We start from the raw sequence: 25748 nt of genomic DNA, 5'->3' as shown, positions 1-25748 counted from the left end.
ACAAGCTGCGCAGGAAGTTGGATGCATTTTCTTCACGGAAAGAGTTTAGCGGCTCGCAGGGGAGAACGCTTCACTTTTTACTTGCGCAGACAGAAGATATATTTCAAAAAGATATTGAGGAAGAATACAGTATACGTCCGTCTACGGCAACGGAATTATTAAAGCAGATGGAAAAGAATGGGCTTATTGTCCGTGAGTCGGTAGCTTATGATAATCGCCTGAAAAAGATTGTTGTAACGGAGAAAGCCTTGTCGTATAAACGACAGGTTGTAGAGGATTTGACCACATTAGAGGAAACACTTGTGAAAGACATTCCGGAAGCAGATTTGCAAGTCTTTTTCAGGGTGATTGAGAAAATGATGGATAACTTGTCTGAATGAAAATTTAGATGTGTTATCCCCAATTTTCACACAGATACTTAGGAAACTAACTTATAAAATGAAAGCGAGGAAAAATTAAATGAACCAAATAAACGAAACAAATGATTTTTCGACGGGGAAATTATTCCCTATGATTTTGAAGTATTCCATTCCGGCAGCGATTTCACTTCTGATCACAGCAATTTATAATATCGTCGACCGCATATTTGTAGGAAATTTTAATGGTACTTCCGCATTGGCCGGATTATCGATCTGCTTTCCCCTTTCCTATATGATGATGGCTTTCGGGCTTACCTGCAGCGCGGGCGGTTCCTCTCTGTTCAGCTTGTTTGCGGGGAAAGGCGAGCAGAAAAATATGAACCGTTCCTTTGGAAATGCATTGATATTAGTCGTTATTTTTGAAATTCTGTTGTCGGTGCTTCTGCTTATTTTTGCAGATCCGATCCTCAAGATATTTGGAGTAACAGAGACGGCATATGAGTATGCGCTTGAATATTATAAGATTGTTGCATTGGGGTGTCTGTTTCAAGGGCTTACGCAGGTTTTCTGTGATTTTGTGCGTGTTTCCGGAAAGCCTGTTTGGGGAATGTGCGTCACCGGCATCGGCGCTGTGACAAACATCATCCTTGATGCTGTGTTTGTGGCAGTTCTGGACTGGGGAGTTACAGGGGCGGCCTGGGCGACCGTGATAGGACAAATCCTCTCTGCGTTATTTGGCGCATACCTCGTTTTCAAAGGTTATACGAAAGTGGAGATTGAAAGAAAAACATTTTCTTTTGATTTTGAACTTTCCAGAAAAATCGTATCCTGTGGTTTTGCTTTTTGGATCGCACAAATGGCTATGGGGCTGATCAGTCTTGTCTATAACAGTCAATTAGGCAAATATGGCTCGGATACGGCAATCAGCGTGTACGCTGTTGTTGCGAGCATTATGACATTTGTGATAATGCCTGCAAGCGGGATCAGTCAAGGTATTCAGCCTATTATTGGCAATAATTTCGGCGCGAAAAACTACAGAAGAGTTATGGCTACATTGTATCAGGCTTCTGCTTTTTCGGTAGGCGTCACCTGTATAATCTGGCTTATTGTCATGTTTTTTCCAGAAGCGATCCTGATGGCCTTTGGTGCTACCGATGAAATGCTGGAGCTCGGGGTTACAGGACTTCGGACAAATTTTTGTATCACGCCTATCCTGGGATTTGTAATGCTTGTAACGACATTCTTCCAGTCGATCGCAAAGCCTGTCCCTTCAATCGTGATTACATTTTTAAGGCAGATTCTGTTCTTGATACCGTTTATCTACATCTTCTCTATGCTTTGGGGGATTAACGGCATTTTCATGGCACAGCCTGTCAGCGACGCATTGGCATTGATACTTTCGATTGTCCTTGTTTACAGGGAACAGAAGCATTTATATAAAATATCTCCTGCGGGCACTGGAAATCATCTTACAATTTTCAGTTAATGAACTAAAAAATCAAACTGTTATTTATGTTCTAGTTCCTTTTCAATTAAGCGGATGATTTAATATTCCGCTGTGATTTCAACACGATTCTTGGTATAATAGATAGATACAAAATACGTTTTTTAAAGGAGTTACACAAATGCGTAAGAACTTTAAAATAGTTGCGGGTCTGGTGACCTTTGTGTCTGCTGTATTATTGATAATTTTGGTTTATAATGCGATAAAATCTGTTCAAACACAGACAGAGGAAAATTGTTTCGCTTATCTTGATGAAGCAGCTGACCGACTGGCAGCGGATTTATATAAAACAACAGATATGGATCACACGATTCTGACTGCAATGGCTACAATCATTGCAAACGGAGGAGAACAGTCACGCAGTGACTTGTGTAATATTTTGAATAGCTATGACAGTACCACATCATATGTGGATTATGTTGAACTATTGTATCCGGATAATACCATGCTGGATGCAGACGGAACTGTTCGCGATGTGAGTGAATCATTGGATTTTAATGAGGAAGCCAAAAAAGGAGTTTATATTTCTGATATTTCGTACAGTACAAAAGACTCAGCTGCAAGAGTCATACGAAATGCTGTTCCGGTCATACAGAATGGTCAAACTGTTTATATGCTGTATGGCGTAGTTGGACTCACCAGCTTCGAGGAAGAATATATCACAAACATTTACGAGGGCAACGCATATGTATATCTTGTCGATGGCAACACGGGAGATTTTCTGTTAGACACCTGGCACAATTCGGTCGGCAATATATCCGATTTCTACAACAGAAAAAATATATCGAAGGATAATTTCCAGGATGCTGCCGTTAAGATAAAAAATGGCGAGGGTGGAAATTTGGCATTCGTATCCCAGTCGACCGGAGATATATTGTATATGCATTACGAACCGGTCGGTATCAATAACTGGAGCGTTATGGTAACAGTGCAGGACAGATATGCATTAAAGAGCAGTAACGAAATCAACAATACCTTATATCGAATGGCGGCAAAAATCGGTACAATCATTTTCTTGTACATGTTGTTTGTAACGATTTCTATTTTTAATGCGTATCGTCAGACGCGCAAGTTGGGAATGAGCGACAAAGTGACTGGATTGCAGAACAGAAATGCTTATGAGGCTTTCCTGACTTCGAATAAGGATAAAACGTTTGAACTGATTTCCTGTGTATACATTGACGTAAATGGCTTACATGAACTGAATAATTTGAAGGGACATGCGGCCGGAGACAGAATGCTTCGTAAGGTGGCAGAGACGATACAGGAAGAATATCCTGCACATTTGGTCTTCCGAGCAGGCGGTGATGAATTTGTAGCAGTCATAGAAAATATGAGTCAAGACGAATGCCAGGCAAAAGCTGAAATCGTATATGAAACACTTATGAAAAAAGGATATAGCATTGCTTATGGTGTGGCAACACAGCGGAATGTCACTGGCGTTTCCGGGGCTGTGCATTTAGCTGATGAGCAAATGCTTGAAAACAAGAAGCTGTACTATTCGAAGCATGACCGGCGAATGAGATAAATTGCAAATAAATAAAATATTGTTTTTAAAGAGAGAGTTCAACGCCCAAAGTTGAGGTCTCTTTTTCATCTGCTACGGCAGGATACTCGGGGCATGAAAAAATCCTTGTAATTCGAACGTTTTCTGCACTTCAAGCTCGATTTTACCAACGATTTACCAATATTTCTGGAGAGTCAGATTTGCAGATTTATATTAATAAAATAATAAACTAGATATATGAATATTTTCGCCATATACGGCAAAAATATAAAACGAAGAGTTTACATGTGAAAATAATAGATGTATAATTTGTTTTATAAAAGTGACGTAAACGGCAAAAACATTCATTCGTGGGGTGGCAAATGGAAATAAAAAGAGATGTGTATCTTAGGCGACTGATTAATCGAAAACACAATGGATTTATCAAGGTAATTACTGGGATCAGAAGATGTGGAAAATCGTATTTGTTAAATACATTGTTTTACAATCATTTGATTCAAAACGGAATTAAAGATAATCATATGATTATGTTTGCATTTGACTCTGCGGACGACTTGCTCAAGATTGGAGAGGACCCTCTTATGCTTGATAATACAAAAGAAGACAGAAAGGTGGATCCTAAAAGATTTTTAGAGTATTTGAACCAGCAAATCATAGATAAAGAAATGTATTATTTGCTGTTGGATGAGGTTCAGAATCTTGGGGCATTTGAGTCCGTACTAAATGGATTTCTGCGTAAAAAGAATTTAGATGTATATGTTACTGGGAGTAATTCCAGATTCCTTTCAAAAGATATTTTGACAGAGTTTGAAGGACGTGGTGATGAAATTCACATTTTACCATTATCATTCTCTGAATATTTCAGTGTATATGATGGAAGCAAAGAGGAAGCTTTTGATGATTATTCTGTTTATGGAGGACTTCCGGCAGTAGCACTTATGGGCACAGAAGAACAGAAGGTGGCGTATCTTATAACTCAAATGAAAAATTTGTATCTAAGGGATATCATTAACCGATATCATTTGCATGAGGATTGTGCAATTGGAGAATTACTGGATGTGATTTCCTCTGGAATTTCAACACTAACGAACCCAAGAAAACTTTCTGCCACCTTTGCTTCTGTAAAGCGAACAAGAATAAGCGAAGTAACGGTAGACAAATATATTGAGCATATGGAAGATGCATTTATGCTTAATAGAGTGAAGAGATTCGATGTAAAGGGAAGAAAATATATAGGAACTCCATATAAAATATATTTTGAAGATGTGGGACTTCGCAATGCAAGACTGAATTTCAGACAAATTGAGGGAACTCATGTCATGGAAAATATTATTTACAATGAATTGCGCTTCCGTGGTTTTAAAGTTGATGTGGGTGTTGTAGAATCACGAGAAAGAGACGAGACTGGGAAAGAAATAAGAAAACAACTGGAAATTGATTTTATTGCCACTATGGGCAGCAAAAAGTATTATCTTCAATCAGCTTATGCAATTCCCGATGAGGAGAAATATAAACAGGAAACCAGATCCTTTGACAAAGCAAATGATTCTTTCAAGAAGATTATTCTTGTAGAAAAAAGTATGAAGCCAAGGAGTGATGACAATGGTTATGTCATGATGGGGGTGAAAGAGTTTTTGCTGGATGTTAATAGTTTGAATTGCTAATACAAGATTCCTAAGACTGAACCGATGATGATGGATTTGTAAATCTATTAAAAAAGACTGACAGATCGTATTCGTGCATCAGCATTAAACAGCTCTGTTGTTCCGGAATAAAGGTTGACACAGCATGGCACAAGCATATATGATATTATCAAAAGTGAATGACAGGGACGGCCCAGTAGGAGAAATCGTACCGGGCTTTTTCTATGCAGAGAATTGAGGTGAAGCAGATGCCAAAGAAGCTTAAAACTCCGTGTGCTTATCCGGGATGTAACCAGTTAGTGGACGGCAGATACTGTGAGGAACACACCAAGGTAAGGAACAACCAGTATGAAAAGTATGGACGTAATCCTGATACCAGACGGAGATATGGCAGAGCATGGAAGCGGATTCGTGATAGCTATGCGAAGCAGCATCCCTTCTGTGAATTATGTTATGAAAAGGGTGTGCTTGTACAGACTGAGGAAGTTCATCACAAAAAAACCATTGAGTGAAGGTGGCACACACGATTGAGAGAATCTGATTGCGCTGTGCAAGTCGTGTCACTCGACGATTCATGCGCATCGGGGACACTATTGGAAGAACCGGTGGGGGGCCAAAATCTCCATAGGTAATCCACCAGGGAAACGGTGGCGGGGTCATGTGTGTAAAATCGCGGAATAAAAGATGGGGGAATAAGGAAAAAATTTGTAGTAGTGAGATATTGACAAAGGTAAAGTTAAGATATACAATTTAAATGAAATTCGGCAATAATAGTAAAATGCCGAAAAACATTAAAAATATTTTTGCATATCTTGGCAATACTATGAGAGAGGTGATATGAATGGCAAAAGAACTCTCGCTCTCTACTGACAAAAAAATATATTCGGTAGATGAACTGAAAAACGCAGGTTTTTCTCACTATAAGATAAATCAAATGGTCGATGAAGGACTACTGATCAAACTGACAAAAAAATATTATGAAAACATAAGTTATTCAGGCGAGGAATCGGATTTCTTTTATGTCCCGGCTTACGCTCCAAAGGGGATTATATGTCTGATGAGTGCAGCTGCATATTACAATCTTACAACTTATAGAACAGATGCAGTAGATGTGGCTATTCAAAGAAAATCGAAGATTTCGACAATGCCAGATTGGCCTCAGATTGACGTTTTCTATTTTCCAGATGATAGATTTAAAACTGGGATTTCCACGATTCATGAAGGAAAAAATGAATTCAAAATTTATGATATAGAAAAGACAGTAGTTGATATTGTCTTTTATCGAGAACGAGTTGGGATTGAAGAAACAAAAGAGATACTGACAAATTATCTGCAAAGAAAAGACAGAAATCTGAATCGACTTATTCGATATGCAGAGCTTCTAAAGTGCAGTGATGTTATGAAAACTTATCTGGAGGTGCTTGTATAATGAATGTTAATTCAGTGAAAGACAGATTAAAGAACTTTGCGAAAGAAACTGGTAAAACAATGCAGGATGCACTTGTTTTGTATGGACTTGAGAGAGCACTGTATCGTCTTTCGATATCGGAGTATGCGGAGCGATTTACACTAAAAGGTGGAATCTTTTTATATGCATTATTTGATGGCGAATATGCCAGAGCAACGACAGATATAGATTTGTTGGCGCAGCATATTCCTAATGATGCAGAGAAGATGAAGGTTGTATTTACAGACATTTTTTCAATAGACTGTGACGATACTTTACGATATGATTTGGGAACTTTGGATGTGCAGAATATTACAGAATTCAAAGAATATCATGGAGTGAAGGTTACAGTGATGGCTTATCTGGATAGAACCAAAATTCCAGTGTCTATTGATATTGGATTTGGTGATGTGATTTATCCGGAACGTGTTCAAATTGATTTCCCAACGATATTAGAGATGGATGCGCCAAAATTATATGGATATACATTGGTAACGGCAATCGCCGAAAAATTTGAGGCTTTTGTGAATCTGGGCTTGGCAAATAGTCGATATAAGGATTTCTATGATATATATGTTCTGGTTACCAGGTATGATATTGATGGAAATATGCTTCAACATGCAATTATGGAGACATTTGAGCATAGAGCGACTACGTTTGAGGATATTGTTGCGTTCGACAATGATTTTGCAGCTGATCGAATCAGGCAGAGTAGATGGAAAGCCTTTATTAAGAAAAAGAAAGCTATGATTAATGTTGAACTTCAGGAAACATTAGACGTTGTGATGAATTTTCTTGCACCAGTTATTGATTCGATTGAGAATCATGAGAACTATGAAGCACACTGGGGGAAAGAGGAATTGTCATGGCATAAATAGGGGGATATACATATTACGGATTGTGTAGTGATACATAGTCCTTTTTTGATGTGGACATGTATGTGGATGGGATTTAAGGCGAAGCTTGTGAAGGATTCCAGCAAGAAGGGGCTGTGGACGGTTGGGTTTACTTTGAAGGAATTATAGAATGACGAAGTAGGGAAATTATGATTTGATTCTTGAGGAGATAAATAAGCCGTTAATGCAGCTTGGACTGCAAATGACACAGGAAGGAAAATTGGTTAAAGTTCCAGTGGCTACGACAATTTCAGAAATTGAACGTAGGACAAGGAGTTTGGTGAATGAACTGCAAAAACGCCATATTCATGAGGATGCTTTAAAATGCTGTAAAGAAGAATACTTACAGGAAAACTATTTCCATGCAGTTTTTGAGGCGGCGAAAAGTCTATCAGAAAAGGTTAGGGAAAAAATAGGAATTCAAGACGATGGAACGAGATTATTTGATCAGGCTTTAGCGGTAAATAATCCGAAATTGGCTATGAATGCATTACAAACATCTTCTCAGAGAAATGCACAAAATGGTTTGAAAGAAATTTTGAATGGTGTAACTCGTATATCTTTTTTGCATAGGCAATTAGATGAATGTACGGTTGTTCATCAGTATAATAAATAGAGATATTGTATCGATATGTTCGATTGGATAAATATCGCAAAGAAAGGCGGACCGTTTATGAGAAATCATGAGCTGTCTGTTTTTTTCAGGGAAAGAAATGGTGGGGGTTTTTTGTATCAACCGGTTTGGAAAGCTGGAACTGAGAAAATATGATACGGATCCGGTGGTGACATTTTCAAATAAGCATCGTTTTTCATCCAGCATTCTGGATTTCATTACCAGATATACGGCGGTTGGCAAGCGTGATGGAAGCGGTAGTTATCCAGTGAAATTGGCGCCAGTCAGCGGTCGCTGATGCGATTACCAGCGGCCACCCGGCGGTGATAACGGCCAGTGTTTAGTTGGCTGATTTTGTGTTAATTACTACGGTATAATGCTTCGTTGCTCTCTTCGTGATTGCATTCGAGGCCACTTCATCATTTAATATCATAGATGCCCAGCTTTTTGGCTCACGTTGTGAGCGGACAATTGTGCTTTTTGATGCTTCACACCGTTTCTCCAAAACAGAAAACATAACTTTTATTTCCCGCTCATCTGTAATGGTGTGGGGAAGGAAATCATCCAATATCAACAGATCAAGTTTCGAGAGCAACGTCATCTTTCGGTCATATTTTTTATAATCCGTTTCTTTTAGTGAAACCATGCCTTCAAGATAAGACTCACAGTGGTGATATTCCACCTTGTAATCATTACAGGCAACTATGCCCAATGCCTTAGCAAGATGTGTTTTACCGCTGTCTGACGGCCCCAAAATGCATACATTGAGTCCATCCGGGACAAATGCAATGGAAGATAATACTTCGGTAATTCTTACCGGCAGATACTCTCTGGTTCTTGAATTCTGGCATTCTCCAAGTGTTTGAGGGCATCCAATCAGTTTTGCATGACGAAGCCGGTTGTTAACTCGCTTGTTTATCTTATCCCGTATTCTGACCCAATCAGTTCTGACATCAATGTCAAATGATCCAACGATAGAAAACGTTCAGAATGATATATTTTGTCCAATGTGGCAGCCATGCTTGGCATTCCGATTTCATTCAGTTCATCCACAAGGCTGTTTACCATTTTTTCTCCTGTAAGCATAATTACTTGCCCTCCTTTCCGACAGTACGTGCCAGATCCTGGCTTTTGGAAAGAAGTTTATTGATGTCTATGGCACTTGCATCCATGACATATGCACCTTTGTTGCGTTCTTCGTTGATTTTTGCTTTTGTTTCCGGAGATGTGAATTCTTCTGCAATAGCAGGTATAGAATTCTTTATGTAAGTATAAGTTACTTTGTTTACTGATAATGCCTGCCGACAGCATTCTTCTAGTGCTTCCTTTCCGTATTTTTGAGAGTAATTCAGGATGCCAAGGCACATACGATAAGTCTGAACCTCTAGTTTATGGCATGCAAGGACATATTTTATTACGTCTACCGTATGTGGTCCAATGGTCATTGCCTTACGAATGAAGTATTCAGCATTCCATTCCCGGTATCCATTGTAGTCTTTTGGCAGATGTTCTGGATTGGTACACCATTGTCCTTTATGCACAGCTCGCTGGTGTTCGCAAATAAACTCACCGTTCTTTGAAAAGATTCTCACTTTAGAAGAAGTTGCGCTTACCGATATTTTTTGATGCTTAAATGCTTTATCTACGCTATAATAAGCATTGTCAAAGCGTACATGGAAGTCGCTTGACACCTTTGCCTCTTTTCTCTCCATGTACTCGTAAGGTATTGGAGGGAGGGGCATTAACTCAGTCTTTTCTTCTTCCCAGTAGTAGCATCGATTATGCTCCTTGTTCTTAAATGGTTCCTGGTTCAGTTTAGCGACATTTTCCCACAATTCAGCATTAAACTGTTCGATGTTGAAGTAGGGACACTCTTCCATGTCATGAAAAAATCCCTTTTCGAGAATACCGACTGCATTTTCAACAGAACTCTTAAATTTGGGCTTCCGAACTTTAGCCGGTAGAATAGCTGTATGATTATGATCCGCCCATTCTGCATAATCCTTATTTAATTCCGGTTGTATCCAGTCGATGTTGGTGATCACAGTCTGCTTGCAATTATCACAGATTGTAAGTGGCGTTACTCCACCGAAATATGCCAGTGCATTATTATTGACCTGAATCCACTGGGGTTCTTTTGTTGATACCATCCCTTCCGCATAAATATACTGTGAGTATGGAAGGAGGGATACGAAAACAACAATAGGTATTATCTCTCCGGTCAGCCTGTTGGTCAGTTCAAATGTCTTACCAGCGAAGTCAACCTCCATGGTTTGCCCAATGATTGGTGTAAAATGAGCACTCTCATCATTGTCATCGTACCAACTGCTATAACGGTCGCAGAACTGCCTGTAAGAATAAAACTTACGTTCATCAGCAATACATTCTTTCTTGTAACGATTCCATTGATAAACGAGTGTCATGTTCTTACGTGTTCGCATCTGACTATTGACTTTGGAATAGTCGGGCAATTCGTAACTATCATCCCTGCCATTTGAAGATGGACTGCTACCATAGACCAGTTCTGCAATCCCATAGTTTGTGATATCATCCGGCAATCTTACGGCCGGACATGTTCAGAGCATAGTGTTTGATAATGATCTCTTTGTAATCGAGCATAGCATTATCCTCCTCATGATGTATTTCCACGTTGAAGTGGTTACCATCATTATGGAACGATCTATGCTAAATGGTAAGTATTATATAGCCGCTCTGCTGCGCATCGCGGCCGATTAGCTCCGCAAAAGCGACCGTTGGGTATCGCCATTTACAGTTTGCCTCTAATCCAGATGATTACGCCGTTCATCCCGGTAAGGATTTCTCACACAACAGGAAATTTGGATTTAAGGATTTTTTGCTTATGTTTTTGACCATGGAAGGTGACCTCGTTAAAGAAAAACTCTATCGATACTTCGGATGGATTATAGCTGCTCTCTCAAAAGCAGCATTTCATAAACAGCGATTCAAGTTAAAACAAGATGCTCTTCGCAAGTTCCTTTTCCTCTTTAACAAAAAATTTAAAAAGAACCTTTACAAAGATAAGTATCAACTCATTGCCTGTGACGGTTCCGCCGTAGATATTTTCAGAAACCCAGATGACAACGATACCTTTTACGAACCAAATAATAAATCACCAAGAGAATATAATCAAATTCATATCAATGCTTTTTATTCCATCCAGGACAGACGTTTTCAAGATATTGTAATTCAGTCTGGCCGGAAACATAATGAATATAGTGCCTTCTGTGAAATGGTTGATGCTGCCGATGCTACTGATCCAGCTACGATCTATATCTGTGATAGAGGATATGCTTCTTTTAACGATTTTGCTCACGTCATTGAAAATGATCAGTCTTTTTTAATTCGTTGCACTGATAAAAAAACAGAAAGCCTGCTTGGTTTCTCTCTTGACGGAATTCGTGAAATCGATTGTCATGTGGATCGTATTCTTAGCGGGTCGCGGTCCAAAAAGAATCGGCTGTAGGCAGATAAAGAAGATAACTACAGACATATTTGCAAAGATGTTCCTATGGATTATCTTTCGGAAGATAATCCATAATACACGATCGCTCTTCGCATTGTCAGGATTGAAATTTCAGAAAACTGCTTTGAAAATCTTATTACTAATCTTCCAAACCTTGAATTCGATATAAGTGAATTTAAGGATCTTTATCACTTGAGATGGAGCGAAGAAAATGCGTTCCGGGATATTAAATATCCCTTATGCCTAAAAGCTTTCCGTTCAAAAAAATATAAATATATTATTCAGGAAGTATGGGCAAGGGCGATCCTTCACAATTTTGAGACGGAAATAGTAGTAAACACAACGATAGACAGCGGTGAAATGAAGTACGAGTATCAGGCTAATTATTCTGAAGCCTTCAAAATCTGCAGAGATTTTCTGCGTATTCATGATGGGAAGACAATTTTAGATGTGGAAGGTCTGATTGCTCAAAATATCGAAGCAATCAGACCTAATAGAATCTTTCCCCGACAGAAAAGATTCAAGCTACCACTTAGTTTTTGTTATCGAAACTAACACGCATTAAAAACGATAACACATCTTATATAATAGTACACTTTCAGATGAATGCAACCATTTTTCAAAATTCGGCTGTTTTCGTCTTTTGGTCATATGAATTTTCACACAGTTGGACAACGGATCTCATATTCCAAGTCCTCTTTTTTGTGTTTTTATATGCTGGTAGTTGTTTCTACTCTTAAGTTAATATCTCCATAACATTGTCTGTATGCTTTCTCCATGAATTTTTACTAAGTTACTGACATTGACTGTGAGCAGTATGTTTGTCTGTTGGAGTGCTGGTTCCGGTGTAATGTTTTGAATCTGAAGCGTAATGACCCTCGGAAAAAGAGTTGATGATATATTTGCGTGTGCGGAGAGGTAATACATCATCGCATACAAATGTAATACTGAATTCCATGGTGTAAGGAACAAGAGGAATGTTATTATCGAGAACAATACCGTATCCTTCAAGAAGTTCGCAAGCGTGCTGATAACGTTTCCAGAGTCCTTCCATACTTGCGGTATCCACATCTAAGCCACCATGAATTAATGTTAAGCGGGTAGAATACGTGTATGGTGGTTTGCTTCCTTGCGAAACGGTATGATTTCCAAATTTATTATCTGAAATATTAATACTGTAGTAACGACGGTACACAGATACAGAATCGTCATCGAAATCCATAGTTGGATTGGTTTTACAGAGGTTATTATAGCTACTGACTTTTTTCAAGTATTTCAGAATCAATGGATTGGATGGTGACATTTTAAACAATCTTGTTTACTCCAAAGAAGCATGGAGTATTTGCAAAACATTTCAAAATCTCCTTTTCATTGCTTTTGTAGCGAATAGCCTTTTTATCTAAAATTTTTTCTGACATTGTAAATTCCTACCTTTCTGAGTTGATTTTTTGGGGTTCACAATGTATATGTCAGAAAAAACAGTGCCCCTGGAATTTACATACAGCCTATAACGGTTTAAAAGTCTTGTAGAAAATGCCCCTGTTCGCAGATATATTCTGCGATATAAAGGAATCAAATTGTAAAAGATGGGAAATTTTATTTGCAAAGTCCCAATAATATTCTTTGTATTTGATAATCTGAGTGGTATAATGACGATAGGTTATTTTACCCCGTAATGACAATTCCTTAGTTGGAAGCAGGAGGCACATCATGGATGTTACATACAATAAACTTTTCAAAATGCTAATTGATAAAGAAATGAATAAAACGGAATTTGCCAAAGCAGTTGGTATAAGTACGAACACATTAGCAAAACTCTCAAGAAATGAATTTGTTTCAATGGAAATCATTGTTCGGATTTGCAGAAAGTTTGAATGCAGTGTTGATGATATTTTAGAAATTCTACCGGAGCGATAACGATTAGGAAGGAGTACTGATAATGGGACAGCTCATTTGATAGGATGTGATCAAGGAAAAACTAAGCTGGGAGAAAGATACCCAGCAAAGATGGAGGAAAAATAAATGGCAGACAAACAAGTAATCGATGTATGGGAGTGAAATTGGCGTGAAAACGCTGGATTTGAATAAACCATTTGCGAAGATTGCTGAGTAGCTTAATAATGTTGTTGAATTATATTTATACTAAAAAGATGCGAAAGTGATAAATCAGCATCTATAGGTTATAAACTTTATGGGGAATAGAAATAAGTGAAAATTTACTAAGGAGGATTGAAGGTTGCAAAATATAAACGAGCTTATTGGGATTATTAAAGGCATAAATTTTGATGGTGTAATAAATGATAGGGAAGTAGTGCGCCTTCAGTCATGGGTAGATAAAAATAGAAATCTTGCGTATGAAAAATATCAGATAGAATTGATTAAGATGGTTGATTCTGTACTTGAAGATCATATGATCGATGATAATGAAAAAGATTTGATGTTGAATACTTGTGAAGAACATCTGAAAAAAATAGAAGATAGATCATCGCGCATTTATGAGATTAATGGGATTGTCGAAGGCGTAGTTTGCGATGGTGAGGTGAATGAGGCTGAAGTATTGCACCTTAAAGAGTGGATGGATGCTTATGGGGATAGCATTAGAGGTCACAAACCAAGTGCTGAACTTTGTAAGGCAATTGATGACGTGCTTGAAGATGGAATTGTTACCGAAGAAGAGCAGGCAAAACCTCTTGATATGTTAAATACAAGAATTCGAAATGCACAGTTTGAGAATAAACTTGCTTATTTGTGTAAACTTGTTAAGGAAAAGAAAAATATTGGTACAGATCTGATTGATATTTTGAATAATGAGTCTGCGATAAATGAAATCCATAGTAGAGCTGAGAGTAATCTTATGCAAGTAGTTGGTTCATATAGTGGATATTGTAGAAATCAGGAAATAATTGTTGTTTCGCTAGTTCTTGTTGCGATGCTTGAATATGATGGAAATTATTATGATAGTGTACGTGATACCTATAAATCACTTTATGAAAGATTTTCTGAACAAAAGGTTGAAGGTAAAATACGTTCTATTTTAAGTAAGTATAAGAAACAATCTGAATCTGGCAGCAGAATCAGAATCATTAACGTGGCCCTGGAAAATGCAATTGTGCCACAAACATTTCTCCCTGCATTCTTTGAATTTGTTTTTGACATTTATAAACTGAATTTTGAGTACGATCTCCCAGAAGAACCTTATGAAGATTTTCAATTTGTTTTTGAAGGATTGAGAAATAACATGCTTTCTGATGGAGATGATATATCTATTAAAGTCACCCAGAAAACCTACAAGTTAATAACTGCAACAAAGCAGTTGATCAATCGTGAAGATGGATTGGATGCTGTTATTAAGTTAAGTATTATTATTGTAAAACTGATAGATCGACGCTTCTGGGATAAGGATGTAAAGATCTTTAATCCATACTTAAAAGTTGGATATGATGGTTGGGAGAAGACATTAGAAGAAAGTGCCAGAGGAGGCCATGAGCACAAGAAGAGTGATTCTGAATTAAGATCACACTGGGAGCCAAAGTTCTTAATGCTTAACAATTCAGTGTACCTTAATCCCCCTGCGCATAGAGTGAAATCACAGTATGACTATAGGGATATTGAAGTAGTTGTACTTAATGACGGTAAAGAAATATATAGAAATAATAATTGTGATATTCGTGAAATAATCGGTGGCTATCAGGTTAATACAGAAAAAATTGAATTGGTAAAACCGTTAGGAAAACTTACATACCGATTAGTGGCTGGCAATGAAATTATATATGACAGTAGAGATAAGCTTTATCGCAACTGTATAGTTTTCAACAACGAAGGTCAGGAAGTTAGTAACAATACAGATTTTGAAGGAACAGTATATATCGTCTATAAGAAGGGCGAAGCAACAATAGACAACATCCTTCCCAAAGAGAATTATTGCATCGGATATAAGTTGGTTAGAATGGGAGATGCCATAGAAATAGGACATGATATTTTCAATTTTTCTTCTATGGCAAAACCTGGTGTTTTTGGACAATTATATTCTAATTGCGGAATTCAAAAAGAGAATGAAGATAAAATAATACCTGTTTATCATGATGATTGTTTTGTCGTTTTTGAAGCAGATAACTCATCAACTAAATTTGAAATAGATATTAATGGGAAGCCGCATAAGTTAAGTGAGATGCAGTACAAAGTTACTGAAAAACCTGGTTCTACAAAGTATGTTGTTGAGCTGGATTTACAGGAAACTGGCATATACGAAATTGAAGTGAATCAGCTTGTATCAGGCCGTAAAAATACACTTTTACAAGCTGATATGGTTTTTGATACAGAACTTACATACTCGAAAGAGATGCTAGCTGATTCGATTTATAGGGTTCAGGTGACATCTGAATTATTAGATCACGGCATTGATGATGAGGTACAAGCGAAGGACTTCAATCCGGGGTTTATTCAGTTCAATTATGCAGGAATATATTATAGCTATTACATACCTTTTGATTTTGGATTTTACAAGTTATCAGGTTGTGAATGGTGCTCGCAATCCGATGACTTATGGATAGATGACATTAATGATAAGAGTGTCTTGACCTTGTATGATTCGGAATGTGATGGATTGCTTCTTTATACAGAATCAGGGACATTGGCAGAGGATGACATTAAGCTCATTGATAGGGGATATTACAAACAACTTCCGGTTTTCTTTTTGTCATCTTATAAAAATGGAAATAGATATGTTACGCTAGTTTTTACTGCAAATGGCAAAGCAAAACATGCATTGTCTTGCTATAATAAGTGTGTTATTGATGAAGAGAAAACAGAAATATTATGTTTTGATAAGCCCCCAAAAGTGACAATAAAACCAATGTTTTACGGTAAGAATAAAGTGTTTTTTGAGGTGTATAATACTGATGAAGAGAAAATACTTACCAGTAAATTGTTGGAGAGTGGACAAATAAGTACTATTACAGATTTAAATTCGTTTCAAGAATACACTATTCAGTTTTATGAGAAAACGAAGATTCTACAGTTCAGGAAGAGCACGCTGTTATTAGAAGAACGCAGAACATTTTATGCTAAAGAGGATTTTGTTGGTAGATCTTACAAAATAACCGAAGCATATTTTAATCAGATTGTTCGAGGTGAGTTTGTTGAGAAACAGTGGTTCTTTAATAAATATTACTTGAAGTTAACAGATGTAATTGATGCAGAGAATGGCATTTTTGAAGGACATGTATATAGTAAGTCTCACAAGGGCGATTTTTTCCTTTTTAATATAAATCCAGTTGATGTGGAGTTATGTAGTGATGTTATAGATGGCACGATGGATATCTATATGACTAACCAAGGTGATGGGTTATTGCTTGATCTGGAACATAGAGGAATACTAAATTCAATGGAGCATCCAACTGCGCCAGATATTTTCTTATATGCAATTAGCTTGAAGGGGGAAGATGAACAGTGAAAAAAATGAATCCGATTGAGAGATCACAATACATTGATGATAAGTATAAAGAATATTTGAAATCATCATTTGAATTTGGAAAAAGTCATTTACAAAAACTATTTGTAGACCAGCTGGAAAAGGAAAAATTATTCAAGGGTCCATACGTAGATTTGAGTTTTCCGTTTCAAAGAGGAAAGAACTTAGAATCGTTGATTGAAGAAGGTGTGGTGTGTAAATCATTTAGGCGATTGGATGATATTAATTTTACTAGACCATTATATTCTCATCAGGAGGAATCGATTTGTACAATTGGAAAAGGTCATAGTGCGATAATTACAACTGGTACAGGCTCAGGAAAAACAGAAAGTTTTCTATATCCTATTTTGAATGATCTACTGTTTGATGTAGAAAAAGGAAATAAGGAAGTAGGGGTCAGAGCTATTTTCCTGTATCCGATGAACGCGCTTGTCAATGACCAGATTGATCGTATCAGAAGAATTCTAATGCATTGTCCAGAAATTACGTTTGGTTTCTTTACAGGTGATACTCCGGAAAAAGCGACTGCTAATACTAGGAAAAAATTAGGCGAAGAAAATGATGTGGTAATTCCTGATAACGAACTTGTATCCAGAGAGGAAATTCGTGAGAATCCACCACATTTACTGTTTACCAACTATTCTATGCTAGAGTACTTGCTTATTCGTCCTAATGATTATGCGATTTTTGAAGAACAGAGATTGCACAATTGGAAATATGTAGTATTGGACGAGGCACATACATATAATGGTTCACTTGGTATTGAATTATCACTTCTTCTTCGAAGACTTACTGGATTAGCACCTAAGCGTCCACAGTTTATTCTCACCAGTGCGACTTTGGGACAACAGGGAAAATCTGAAGCGGACATTATTAAGTTTGCAAAGAGTCTGACTTCAGCAGAATATGAGAGTAGTGATATTATTTTTTCTAAAAGAATTCCTTTACAGGAGAAGGTTTCATATAGAGTTGCTGGAAGTGATTATCAGAGTATCAAGGATAATATGGAATCTTTGGATGAGGTTAAAAATATTGCCGGTAAATACTATAGCTGTAATGCTTCAAATGTAAGAGAAGTATTGTATGAACTATTATCTAGAGATGAGAATGTTTATACATTAAGTACTTTATTAAAATCTGGTAGTAAAGATTTTAATATTCTTTATAACGAGTTCTATGAGTATATGTTGAAGGATGAGCTTATTACTCTGATTGATATTATCAATGCAGCAGAAAAGGATGGTATCGGACTATTTGACTTGAAATATCATTCATTTGTACGTCCTCTTTCTGGGGCTTATATTACCTACGGAAAAGAAGCAAAACTTAGCCTTACTAAGACAAATGAGATTGATGGAATGAAGGCTTTTGAAGTGGGCAACTGTCGTTATTGCAATTCACCTTATATTATCGGTAAAATTCAGCGTCGTGAAGATGATCAAATGAATTATCTTCTTCAAAACAAGGAAATTGATATTTATGAGAATTACGGAAATGACCAGTATGTAAAGATTGATTATTTCCTTCTTGAAAATGCTGTCAATGAGGAAGAAGTAGATAAGGATATTCTTGAAGAATATAGCGTTTGTGCTAAGTGTGGAGAAATTCATGCCGAAGGAAATCTAAACGCAAAGAAGTGCAAGTGTGGAGAAGTGCATCGATTTGTCGCTTATCGCGTAATGCAGGAAAAAGAAAATGATGAAGACTCCATCTATAATAATATTACTCAGTGTCCTTGCTGCGGCCACAAAGGAAAGTCTGGTGTTGTTAAGGCTCTTAATATGGGCAAGGATGAAGGAACAGCGTTAATAGGTCAGATGCTTTATGAAGCTATTGATGAGGGAGACCAGAAAACTAAGCAAGTAAAAAAGATATCTCTTAAGCATATGAGTAAAGTAGTTGAAGTACCTAAAGAAGAAAAGGTTAAGCAGTATTTAGCATTTTCTGATAGTAGACAGCAGGCAAGTTTTGCAGCTGTATTCTTTGATGCTAATCATGTCAGAATGCTTAGAAAGCGTTTGATTTGGGAGATGATTGTTCAAAATGGCTATAAGGATATGGGAGTTGATGAACTGGCATCTTATTTGACAGAGTCAATTAGAACAAAGGATTTATTCCAAAATAATATGGGCTCACATAAAAACGCATGGGCTGCTATTCTAGTTGATCTTTTGCGAGTTGAAGGCGCTTATGATAGTGAAGGATTAGGATTGTACTATTTTGATTTGGATATTCATGAAATTCTGGATGAATTTTCTGACGAGGATATAGAAGAAGCATTCGCTCAGTATGGCTGCAAGATGAATAAGGAAGAACTCAGCATTCTTATGCAGGTTGTATTAGGTGTGTTTAAAGTTACTCCTGCAATTAACTATGTTAAGTCGACACTTACTCCTGAAGAGAAAAAGGATATTTTGGAATACAGAAGATTCAACAATTATGTTATGTTTAATTGCCCTAAAACAATTCAGGGAATTAGAAGCTTCCTTCCTGTTAAGGGCGAAGAGAACATGGTTGTAAGATATGTAAAAACTGTATTTGGATGTACCTCAGAAGAAGCAAAAAATACACTCGAAATGGTATTTAGCCTTTTGATTCAAGCAAGTGAGGCTGCTGGAAGTGAAAAGATTTTGCACAAGCATGATAAGAAGGATGCATATCAGATTGATGCTAGCAGATATGTGATCAAGAATTACAAAACATCAAAGTTTTATCAGTGCAGTAAATGTGGAAGGTTGACACCTTATAATCTTAGGGGCAAGTGTACACAGGATAAATGCACAGGTTCTTTATCAGAAGTAAATCCTGATGAAGCATTAGCAACTAATTTCTATCGTACTCAATACAAGGAAAAGAAGATAGAAAGTATTGTGATCCAGGAGCATACAGCTCAGCTTGATAGAAAGCAAGCTAAAGAATACCAAATAGATTTTAAGAACAAGAAGATTAATATTCTAAGCTGTTCAACAACATTTGAAATGGGTATTGATATTGGTGGACTAGAGACTGTATTTATGCGTAATGTTCCTCCTACACCTGCAAATTATGTACAGAGAGCTGGACGTGCAGGTCGAAGAAAGGATAGCGCTGCCTATATCCTTACATATTGCGGAACTGGTTCACACGACTATACATATTTTTCTGAACCAGAGAAGATGATTTCAGGTGTAATAAATCCGCCATGTTTCAATGTGCTTAATAAGAAGATTATTGTAAGACATTTGATGGCTACAAGTTTAGGATATTTCTTTAGATTGAATCCAGAGATGTTTAAGTGTTTAGAGGCTTTAGTTATTAATGGTGGTACAGAAGCTTTCAAGAAGTATATGCTTTCTCATCCGGAAGATTTAAATGAATATATCAACAAGAAGATTATTCCTGAAGTTCAGTATGATGAATATAGGGATTTTAAATGGATTGATGAAATGGGTGGTGAAGACGAGAAAATGGCTCATTTTGTAGAATCTATTTTAGAGATGATTCAGGAATATGAAAAGGCAAAAGAACAGGCTGTAAAAGAGGATCGAGGATCTGATTCTGATTATTATAAGAAGCAAATAGAAAACCTAAAGAAGCAAGATGTGCTTGAATCATTATCTAAATATTGCGTTATTCCTAAATATGGATTTCCGGTGGATGTAGTTGATCTTCAGGTGTATGAGAACGGTGTACCTGTAAATAAATACGCAATGAGTAGAGATCTCAAGGTTGCTATTTCTGAATATGCTCCGGATTCTGAGGTTATTGTTGATAAAAATAAATATACATCAAAGTACATTACACTTAAAAAGAACGCTCAGTTTACAAAGAATTGGTTTGTGACATGTCCTACCTGTAAAAAAACTAACATCTTCCTAAGTATGGAGGATGAAGCTAAGTGTAAGTATTGTGGCCAGGATATACGAACAGAAGCAGCAGAATATTACATTGAGCCTAGTAACGGATTTAAAAGTGGTGAAACAAAAGAGAGTACACGACTCAAACCGAAGAGATCTTATGCGGGTGAAGTAACATATGTTGGCGGCGGAAAAACAGATGAGAAACGATTAGTCATTGGCAATACTATAGGTGTTGAAACTAGCAGTGATGATGAGCTTCTTGTTATGAATAAATCTGGTTTTTATATGTGTCCGGATTGCGGTTATAGTGAAATTGTAAAACATGGTCCAAGGACGCCTCAAACATTGAAAAAACATAAAAACTATAAACAATATGATTGTGCTAATGATACTTTAGAGTATATTCGTCTGGGTCATAAGTTTGAAACTGATGTTGCAAGATTTACAATTCCGATGTTGGATTCAGTTGATAAAGTGAGTTTTCCACAAGCACTTTCATTCTTGTATGCATTCCTTGAGGGGGTAAGTATCGCTCTAGGTATTGAAAGAACTGATATTGATGGCGTGTTGGAACTTAATTTGGATATGCAGAGTTATGATATCTTACTATATGATAATGTACCTGGAGGCGCGGGACATGTTAAGAGATTGCTTAGCAAAGATGCAATTGTAAGTTCGCTTAAGGCTGGATTAGATAAGGTTAGTAAAGAGTGTTGTGATGAAAATACATCATGCTATAACTGCCTCAGAAATTATTATAACCAGTCATACCATAACAAGCTGGTCAGAAAGCTAGCGATGGATGTTATTAAACGTCTGTTATTTGAAATAGAGGGAGTATCTGGTTTCTATCAGAATGAGCGTTGGCATTGGAATAGTCAGGTATCAGATTCAAAGAAGAAAATGAAGCTAATTTTTGGCAATGATGGAAGAAATGCGGGAACTGAAACTGCTGATGAAATCTGGGATGATTTGTTGGATGATTGTTTTGACGATGATGAAATTAAACTTGTCAATGCAATTAAAGAAGCCAGTCCAGAAGCAATAGCAAAACCATATTATAGTAAGACTGTTAAAATTGAAGAAACAGGTGAAGACTTTACAGCAAATCTAATATGGGATCAGAAGCAGGTTGTTTTGTTCCTAAATGATTCCCATGATGATTATTTAGTGGCAAAGAAAACCGGTTGGAATGTGTATTCGACCAAGGAAGGTTTTGATGTATCTGAATTTTTAGAAAAGGTGAGTGAATAGCAATGGCGAGAATGATACCAGATATATCAAAAGAATTTGATCAAAAAAGCCATGAAGGAATAATATTTGATGAATTGAATCAGTTACATGAGGATTATTATGTATTTCACTCCTTTGAAATTGTGACATTTAAAGGAAATCAAGTTCTTGAAAGTGAAACGGATTTTGTTATTTTTCATCCGAAATGATTATCAGGTTTATTCAGTCCTGGAAATAACCATTCTTTCGGTTTATCACTCTGAAACCAATAGGCGGTAAGCAGATCAAGAGCATACTTTGAAAGAATGGCATATCTAGCTGAACGGTTCTTGGCACGACGGATATAAATTCGCATCTGCTTACGATGGATATCTTCATAGTGAAGAGAGCATACTTCACCAAGCCGAAGCCCAGAGGAATACATGAGAACAAGCATGGTTCTCTCTTTTAAATCAGGGATATCGGAAAAATAAGACATGACCTCATCTTTTGTGGGAACAAAAGGAATATAGGTATCAAACTTACGTAAAGGAAGCTGGGTATTATCCCATGGATTGTGAAGAATATACATGGTGAAAAAACGAAGCTGGGAAATCACACAGTTGATGGTTCGATCAGAAAGAGATCTGTTGCCTGAAAGCCACCTGATGAAATCGCGCAGTTCAGCCCAGGTCACGTCTTCTGGAAGTTTGTGAAGAATATTTTCAAGATAATCAAGGTAAGCACGAATGTAAGTGCAGTAAGCATTAAGAGTGTGGTCAGTAAGCCCGCGAAGAGAGATCATCTTTCGAAAAGAATTAAAATATTTGTCCATAATGGAACCTCCTTAAAATTGAATTGCAAAATGATTAGTTACAATTCAAAAAAGGTGGCGGACGAATAAAAAATGAGATATGTTGTTGTTGAATTTAGTAAAACATGATAAATTAAACATAGTAGCGGTTTTTGCGAAATGTTTAAGGTTGTCTTGTGGTGATTCAACAATAAAACATATAAGCAAAAAACGCTACCTTTTTATTTAGAAAAATAAGAGGTGCAAGACATTGTATCAAAGACTACGCTAGCCATCGCGCCAGCGATTTGGTACAATAAGAGGCTATTATTGCACAGTATAAATATTGATGATTTATTAGAGAAAGGTATGAATATGGCAGTTCGCTATAACAAATTATGGAAATTATTAATCGACAAAGAAATGAAAAAAGTGGATCTCCGAGATCAGGCAGGGCTTACTACAAATGTGCTTGCCAAACTTGGAAAGAATGAGCATGTGAGTACACATTGTTTGGAGAAAATTTGTAAGACTTTGAAATGTGAAGTTGGAGATATTCTGGAGTTTGTTCCGGATGAAAAATAGGTGGCGATAGATGTGAAAAATATACTTGGAATTAGAAGGATGGAGAATAAACAATATGACACAGGAAACAATTAATCAAATTTTGAAATTTAGAGATGACAGAGAGTGGAAACAATTTCATAATCCAAAAGATTTAGCAATTTCAATCTCTTTAGAGGCATCAGAATTATTAGAAGTTTTTCAATGGAGTGGTGCCGATATTTCTTCCGACAAGAAAATCGAGAAAATCAAAGAAGAACTTGCAGATGTCATTAATTATTGTGTTTTGATGGCAGATGTATGCGGGTTAGATTTGGATGAAATAGTACAAGAGAAAATCAAGCGTAATGATGAAAAATATCCCGTTGAAAAAGCAAAAGGAAAGAGCGATAAGTACAATAAATTGTAATAATGTGAGGTGCCGTTATGCCCGTTATGAATGGAATACAAGAATTCACATTTAATGAGAGTGGATTGCAAAAATTGAAGGAGACGACAAAGGGAACTAACTGGCCTGTAGTTTATCTTATTCACGATGATAATAATCTCTATATAGGGGAAACAACAAGTGCTGCTACTCGAATAAGTCAACATTTGAAAAATGAAGAAAAGAAGAATCTGAAAGTTATAGAGATTGTTTTTGATGGTCGTTTTAATAAGTCGGTTATTTTAGATTATGAGCAGCGTTTGATTAAATATTGCTCAGTCGATGGTAGATTTAAAAATATAATGAATAAGAACAAGGGACAGCAGGCTATACACGATTATTATCAGAGAAAGTTTTATCGAAATCAGTTTATGGTTATTTGGAAAGAAATGATTGATAGAAATCTGGCTAAAAATTCTCTTGAAATAATTGAGAATAAAAATATTTTTAAATTTTCTCCATATAACGCTCTTACAGGAGAACAGAATGAGGTCAGTATTGATGTTATTAACGAAATTATTGATAGTTTTTCAAGAGAAATAAATGGTGTGAGCCTGGTACAAGGTTGTGCAGGTACAGGAAAAACAGTACTTGCAATCAGTATTATTAATTCGTTAGTGAATGCAATCAATATTGATGATAGTTTGTTGAATGTAAAATCAGATAATTTTGAGGATGATATAGATGAGAATAAGAGAAATACATTATTAAGATTAAAAAATTACATTTTAACTGAAAGAGGTGGAAAACCCTTTAAAATTGGCTTTGTATTTCCGATGCCAGGGATAAGAGGAACAGTTCAAAAGGTTTTCAAAGCGTGTGGTAATGGACTGGTAAGTGAAATGGTCATTGGCCCAACTCATGTGATAAAGAACGATTATGATATTTTATTTGTTGATGAGTCACATAGATTATCAAAACGTAAAAATCTTACTGGTTATAAACCATTTGATGATACTAGTCGAGCATTAGATTTAGATCCAATGGAAACGAATCAGCTGGAATGGGTTTTGAAATCAGCAAGACATATTGTTCTTTTTTATGATAAAACTCAGAGTGTTAAGTCTTCAGATATTTCACATGAAGATTACAAAGACACTTTGGCAAAGTATAATTATAAAACAAATGAACATACTCTTGAAACTCAGATGAGATGCGAGGGCGGAGATACTTATCTACAGTATATTAAAGATGTAATGGCATGCAGACGAAAAAAACGTGAAAATATGGAGAATTACGAGTTCATGATTTTTGACGACGTAGAACATCTCGTGGAAACTGTTCGTAAAAAAGATGACGAAATGGGTTTGTGCAAGACCGTTGCAGGTTTTTCGTGGGAATGGAAAACAAAACAGAAGAATAAACCGAAAGATGATATGTCATGTTACGATTTACTCGTGAAAAATGGTGAGTATGACATTCTGATTGAGAAGCATAAGTTCATTTGGAATTTAACCAATGAGTCATGGGTTACTAGACAGGATTCGCATTGTACAATTGGATGTATCCATACTACACAAGGATATGATATGAATTATGTTGGAGTTATTTTTGGAAAAGAAATTGATTATGATTTTGAAATTAATTCAATTGTTATCAATTTGGATGAATACAAAGATTCGAAAGTAAAAGCGAGAACAGACGAGGAAACCTTAAAAAAGTTGTAACTGTTCAGAACCCCCTTGGGGAACTAATTAATTTTTGTACAAAACAGAGAATTTTTAAAACCTGTTTTGCGATATTATTTCGGTAATTGGTGGATAACCAATTGTTTGTGATTGAATAATTTAATTCATTGTGGATTACTCTTTCAATCTTTCAAATAACTCTGATTCAAAGCCAAATTCTATGGCTTTTGAATATATTTAACAACAACTGAACATTGAAAAACATTACTTATCCACAGTCATTTTCACCATAGGTGAATCTATGTGAATTCGCTTTTTTCCTGAGTTTTTAGTACAATGGAGACATAAAACACAAGGAAGAA

At 36.5% G+C, this 25748-nt stretch carries 23 protein-coding genes; 18 read left to right on the top strand and 5 right to left on the bottom strand.

The window, feature by feature from the left end:
• Positions 1-17: 17 nt before the first annotated feature.
• The 9 genes from BUB85_RS13960 (at position 18) to BUB85_RS13920 (ending at position 8267) form a co-directional block, all read left to right on the top strand.
• Positions 18-380 carry a MarR family winged helix-turn-helix transcriptional regulator gene (locus BUB85_RS13960; protein ID WP_242945440.1) on the top strand — a complete coding sequence of 121 codons (363 nt, stop codon included), beginning with the start codon at positions 18-20 and terminating at the stop codon, positions 378-380.
• 79 nt (positions 381-459) lie between these two features.
• Positions 460-1845 (top strand): MATE family efflux transporter, encoded by a 1386-nt coding sequence (locus BUB85_RS13955; RefSeq protein ID WP_073111564.1) that lies wholly within the window; start codon positions 460-462, stop codon positions 1843-1845.
• A gap of 139 nt (positions 1846-1984) precedes the next feature.
• On the top strand, positions 1985-3391 hold the full coding sequence (locus tag BUB85_RS13950; RefSeq protein ID WP_073111562.1) for a sensor domain-containing diguanylate cyclase: 1407 nt from the start codon (positions 1985-1987) through the stop codon (positions 3389-3391).
• Between the two features lie 341 nt (positions 3392-3732).
• Positions 3733-5034: an ATP-binding protein gene (locus tag BUB85_RS13945; protein WP_073111560.1), complete on the top strand. Its 1302-nt coding sequence runs from the start codon at positions 3733-3735 to the stop codon at positions 5032-5034.
• A 203-nt stretch (positions 5035-5237) separates the two neighbouring features.
• A complete protein-coding gene (locus BUB85_RS22745; RefSeq protein WP_330392329.1) occupies positions 5238-5525 on the top strand; it encodes an HNH endonuclease in 288 nt (95 codons plus the stop codon).
• A 329-nt stretch (positions 5526-5854) separates the two neighbouring features.
• Complete coding sequence (locus BUB85_RS13935) at positions 5855-6442, top strand: type IV toxin-antitoxin system AbiEi family antitoxin domain-containing protein (protein ID WP_073111558.1); 588 nt, start codon at positions 5855-5857, stop codon at positions 6440-6442.
• Positions 6442-7338 (top strand): nucleotidyl transferase AbiEii/AbiGii toxin family protein, encoded by an 897-nt coding sequence (locus BUB85_RS13930; RefSeq protein WP_200803576.1) that lies wholly within the window; start codon positions 6442-6444, stop codon positions 7336-7338. Before BUB85_RS13935 ends, BUB85_RS13930 begins: the two co-directional genes overlap by 1 nt.
• A gap of 172 nt (positions 7339-7510) precedes the next feature.
• Entirely contained in the window at positions 7511-7972 is a 462-nt protein-coding gene (locus tag BUB85_RS13925) for a TIGR02391 family protein (RefSeq protein ID WP_143160737.1), read from the top strand.
• A 67-nt stretch (positions 7973-8039) separates the two neighbouring features.
• Positions 8040-8267, top strand: a complete 228-nt coding sequence (locus BUB85_RS13920; protein ID WP_073111551.1) for a hypothetical protein — start codon at positions 8040-8042, stop codon at positions 8265-8267.
• Between the two features lie 42 nt (positions 8268-8309).
• Here the strand turns inward: BUB85_RS13920 and BUB85_RS13915 are convergent, their stop codons facing one another.
• From BUB85_RS13915 to BUB85_RS22060, 3 genes are read right to left on the bottom strand one after another with little or no spacing between them, the layout of a single operon-like run.
• Entirely contained in the window at positions 8310-8846 is a 537-nt protein-coding gene (locus BUB85_RS13915; RefSeq protein WP_242945442.1) for an ATP-binding protein, read from the bottom strand.
• Positions 8847-8884: 38 nt separating this feature from the next.
• Positions 8885-9055: a hypothetical protein gene (locus BUB85_RS22065; RefSeq protein ID WP_242945439.1), complete on the bottom strand. Its 171-nt coding sequence runs from the start codon at positions 9053-9055 to the stop codon at positions 8885-8887.
• A 2-nt stretch (positions 9056-9057) separates the two neighbouring features.
• Complete coding sequence (locus tag BUB85_RS22060) at positions 9058-10527, bottom strand: Mu transposase domain-containing protein (protein WP_242945438.1); 1470 nt, start codon at positions 10525-10527, stop codon at positions 9058-9060.
• Positions 10528-10829: 302 nt separating this feature from the next.
• Here BUB85_RS22060 and BUB85_RS22055 point away from each other — a divergent pair, with 302 nt between their 5' ends.
• Both BUB85_RS22055 and BUB85_RS22470 read left to right on the top strand, forming a co-directional pair.
• Complete coding sequence (locus BUB85_RS22055) at positions 10830-11453, top strand: transposase (protein WP_242945436.1); 624 nt, start codon at positions 10830-10832, stop codon at positions 11451-11453.
• Between the two features lie 81 nt (positions 11454-11534).
• The gene (locus tag BUB85_RS22470) at positions 11535-12008 is read left to right on the top strand and encodes a transposase (RefSeq protein WP_334293105.1); all 474 of its coding nucleotides are present in this window, start codon (positions 11535-11537) and stop codon (positions 12006-12008) included.
• Positions 12009-12246: 238 nt separating this feature from the next.
• On the opposite strand, the gene BUB85_RS21190 is transcribed toward BUB85_RS22470, so the two are convergent.
• On the bottom strand, positions 12247-12765 hold the full coding sequence (locus BUB85_RS21190) for a hypothetical protein (RefSeq protein ID WP_143160736.1): 519 nt from the start codon (positions 12763-12765) through the stop codon (positions 12247-12249).
• A gap of 398 nt (positions 12766-13163) precedes the next feature.
• Here BUB85_RS21190 and BUB85_RS13895 point away from each other — a divergent pair, with 398 nt between their 5' ends.
• The 4 genes from BUB85_RS13895 (at position 13164) to BUB85_RS13880 (ending at position 22204) form a co-directional block, all read left to right on the top strand.
• A complete protein-coding gene (locus tag BUB85_RS13895; protein WP_073111545.1) occupies positions 13164-13370 on the top strand; it encodes a helix-turn-helix domain-containing protein in 207 nt (68 codons plus the stop codon).
• A gap of 319 nt (positions 13371-13689) precedes the next feature.
• The gene (locus tag BUB85_RS13890) at positions 13690-16905 is read left to right on the top strand and encodes a hypothetical protein (RefSeq protein ID WP_073111543.1); all 3216 of its coding nucleotides are present in this window, start codon (positions 13690-13692) and stop codon (positions 16903-16905) included.
• Positions 16906-16910: 5 nt separating this feature from the next.
• Complete coding sequence (locus tag BUB85_RS13885) at positions 16911-22016, top strand: DEAD/DEAH box helicase (protein WP_242945441.1); 5106 nt, start codon at positions 16911-16913, stop codon at positions 22014-22016.
• A 2-nt stretch (positions 22017-22018) separates the two neighbouring features.
• The gene (locus tag BUB85_RS13880) at positions 22019-22204 is read left to right on the top strand and encodes a hypothetical protein (protein ID WP_073111539.1); all 186 of its coding nucleotides are present in this window, start codon (positions 22019-22021) and stop codon (positions 22202-22204) included.
• On the opposite strand, the gene BUB85_RS13875 is transcribed toward BUB85_RS13880, so the two are convergent.
• Positions 22192-22809 carry a tyrosine-type recombinase/integrase gene (locus BUB85_RS13875; RefSeq protein ID WP_073111537.1) on the bottom strand — a complete coding sequence of 206 codons (618 nt, stop codon included), beginning with the start codon at positions 22807-22809 and terminating at the stop codon, positions 22192-22194. The two genes, BUB85_RS13880 and BUB85_RS13875, sit on opposite strands and share 13 nt — an antisense overlap.
• 333 nt (positions 22810-23142) lie before the next feature.
• Here BUB85_RS13875 and BUB85_RS13870 point away from each other — a divergent pair, with 333 nt between their 5' ends.
• From BUB85_RS13870 to BUB85_RS13860, 3 genes are read left to right on the top strand one after another with little or no spacing between them, the layout of a single operon-like run.
• On the top strand, positions 23143-23352 hold the full coding sequence (locus BUB85_RS13870; RefSeq protein ID WP_073111588.1) for a helix-turn-helix domain-containing protein: 210 nt from the start codon (positions 23143-23145) through the stop codon (positions 23350-23352).
• 55 nt (positions 23353-23407) lie between these two features.
• On the top strand, positions 23408-23740 hold the full coding sequence (locus tag BUB85_RS13865; RefSeq protein WP_073111535.1) for a nucleotide pyrophosphohydrolase: 333 nt from the start codon (positions 23408-23410) through the stop codon (positions 23738-23740).
• A 17-nt stretch (positions 23741-23757) separates the two neighbouring features.
• On the top strand, positions 23758-25425 hold the full coding sequence (locus BUB85_RS13860; RefSeq protein ID WP_084534059.1) for a DUF2075 domain-containing protein: 1668 nt from the start codon (positions 23758-23760) through the stop codon (positions 25423-25425).
• Positions 25426-25748 lie beyond the last annotated feature (323 nt).

Origin of the sequence: Hespellia stercorisuis DSM 15480 (assembly GCF_900142165.1) — a bacterium.
Lineage (GTDB): Bacteria > Bacillota > Clostridia > Lachnospirales > Lachnospiraceae > Hespellia > Hespellia stercorisuis.
The sequence above is the reverse complement of the archived record's forward strand: the minus strand, read 5'-3'. Positions and strand labels throughout refer to the sequence as shown.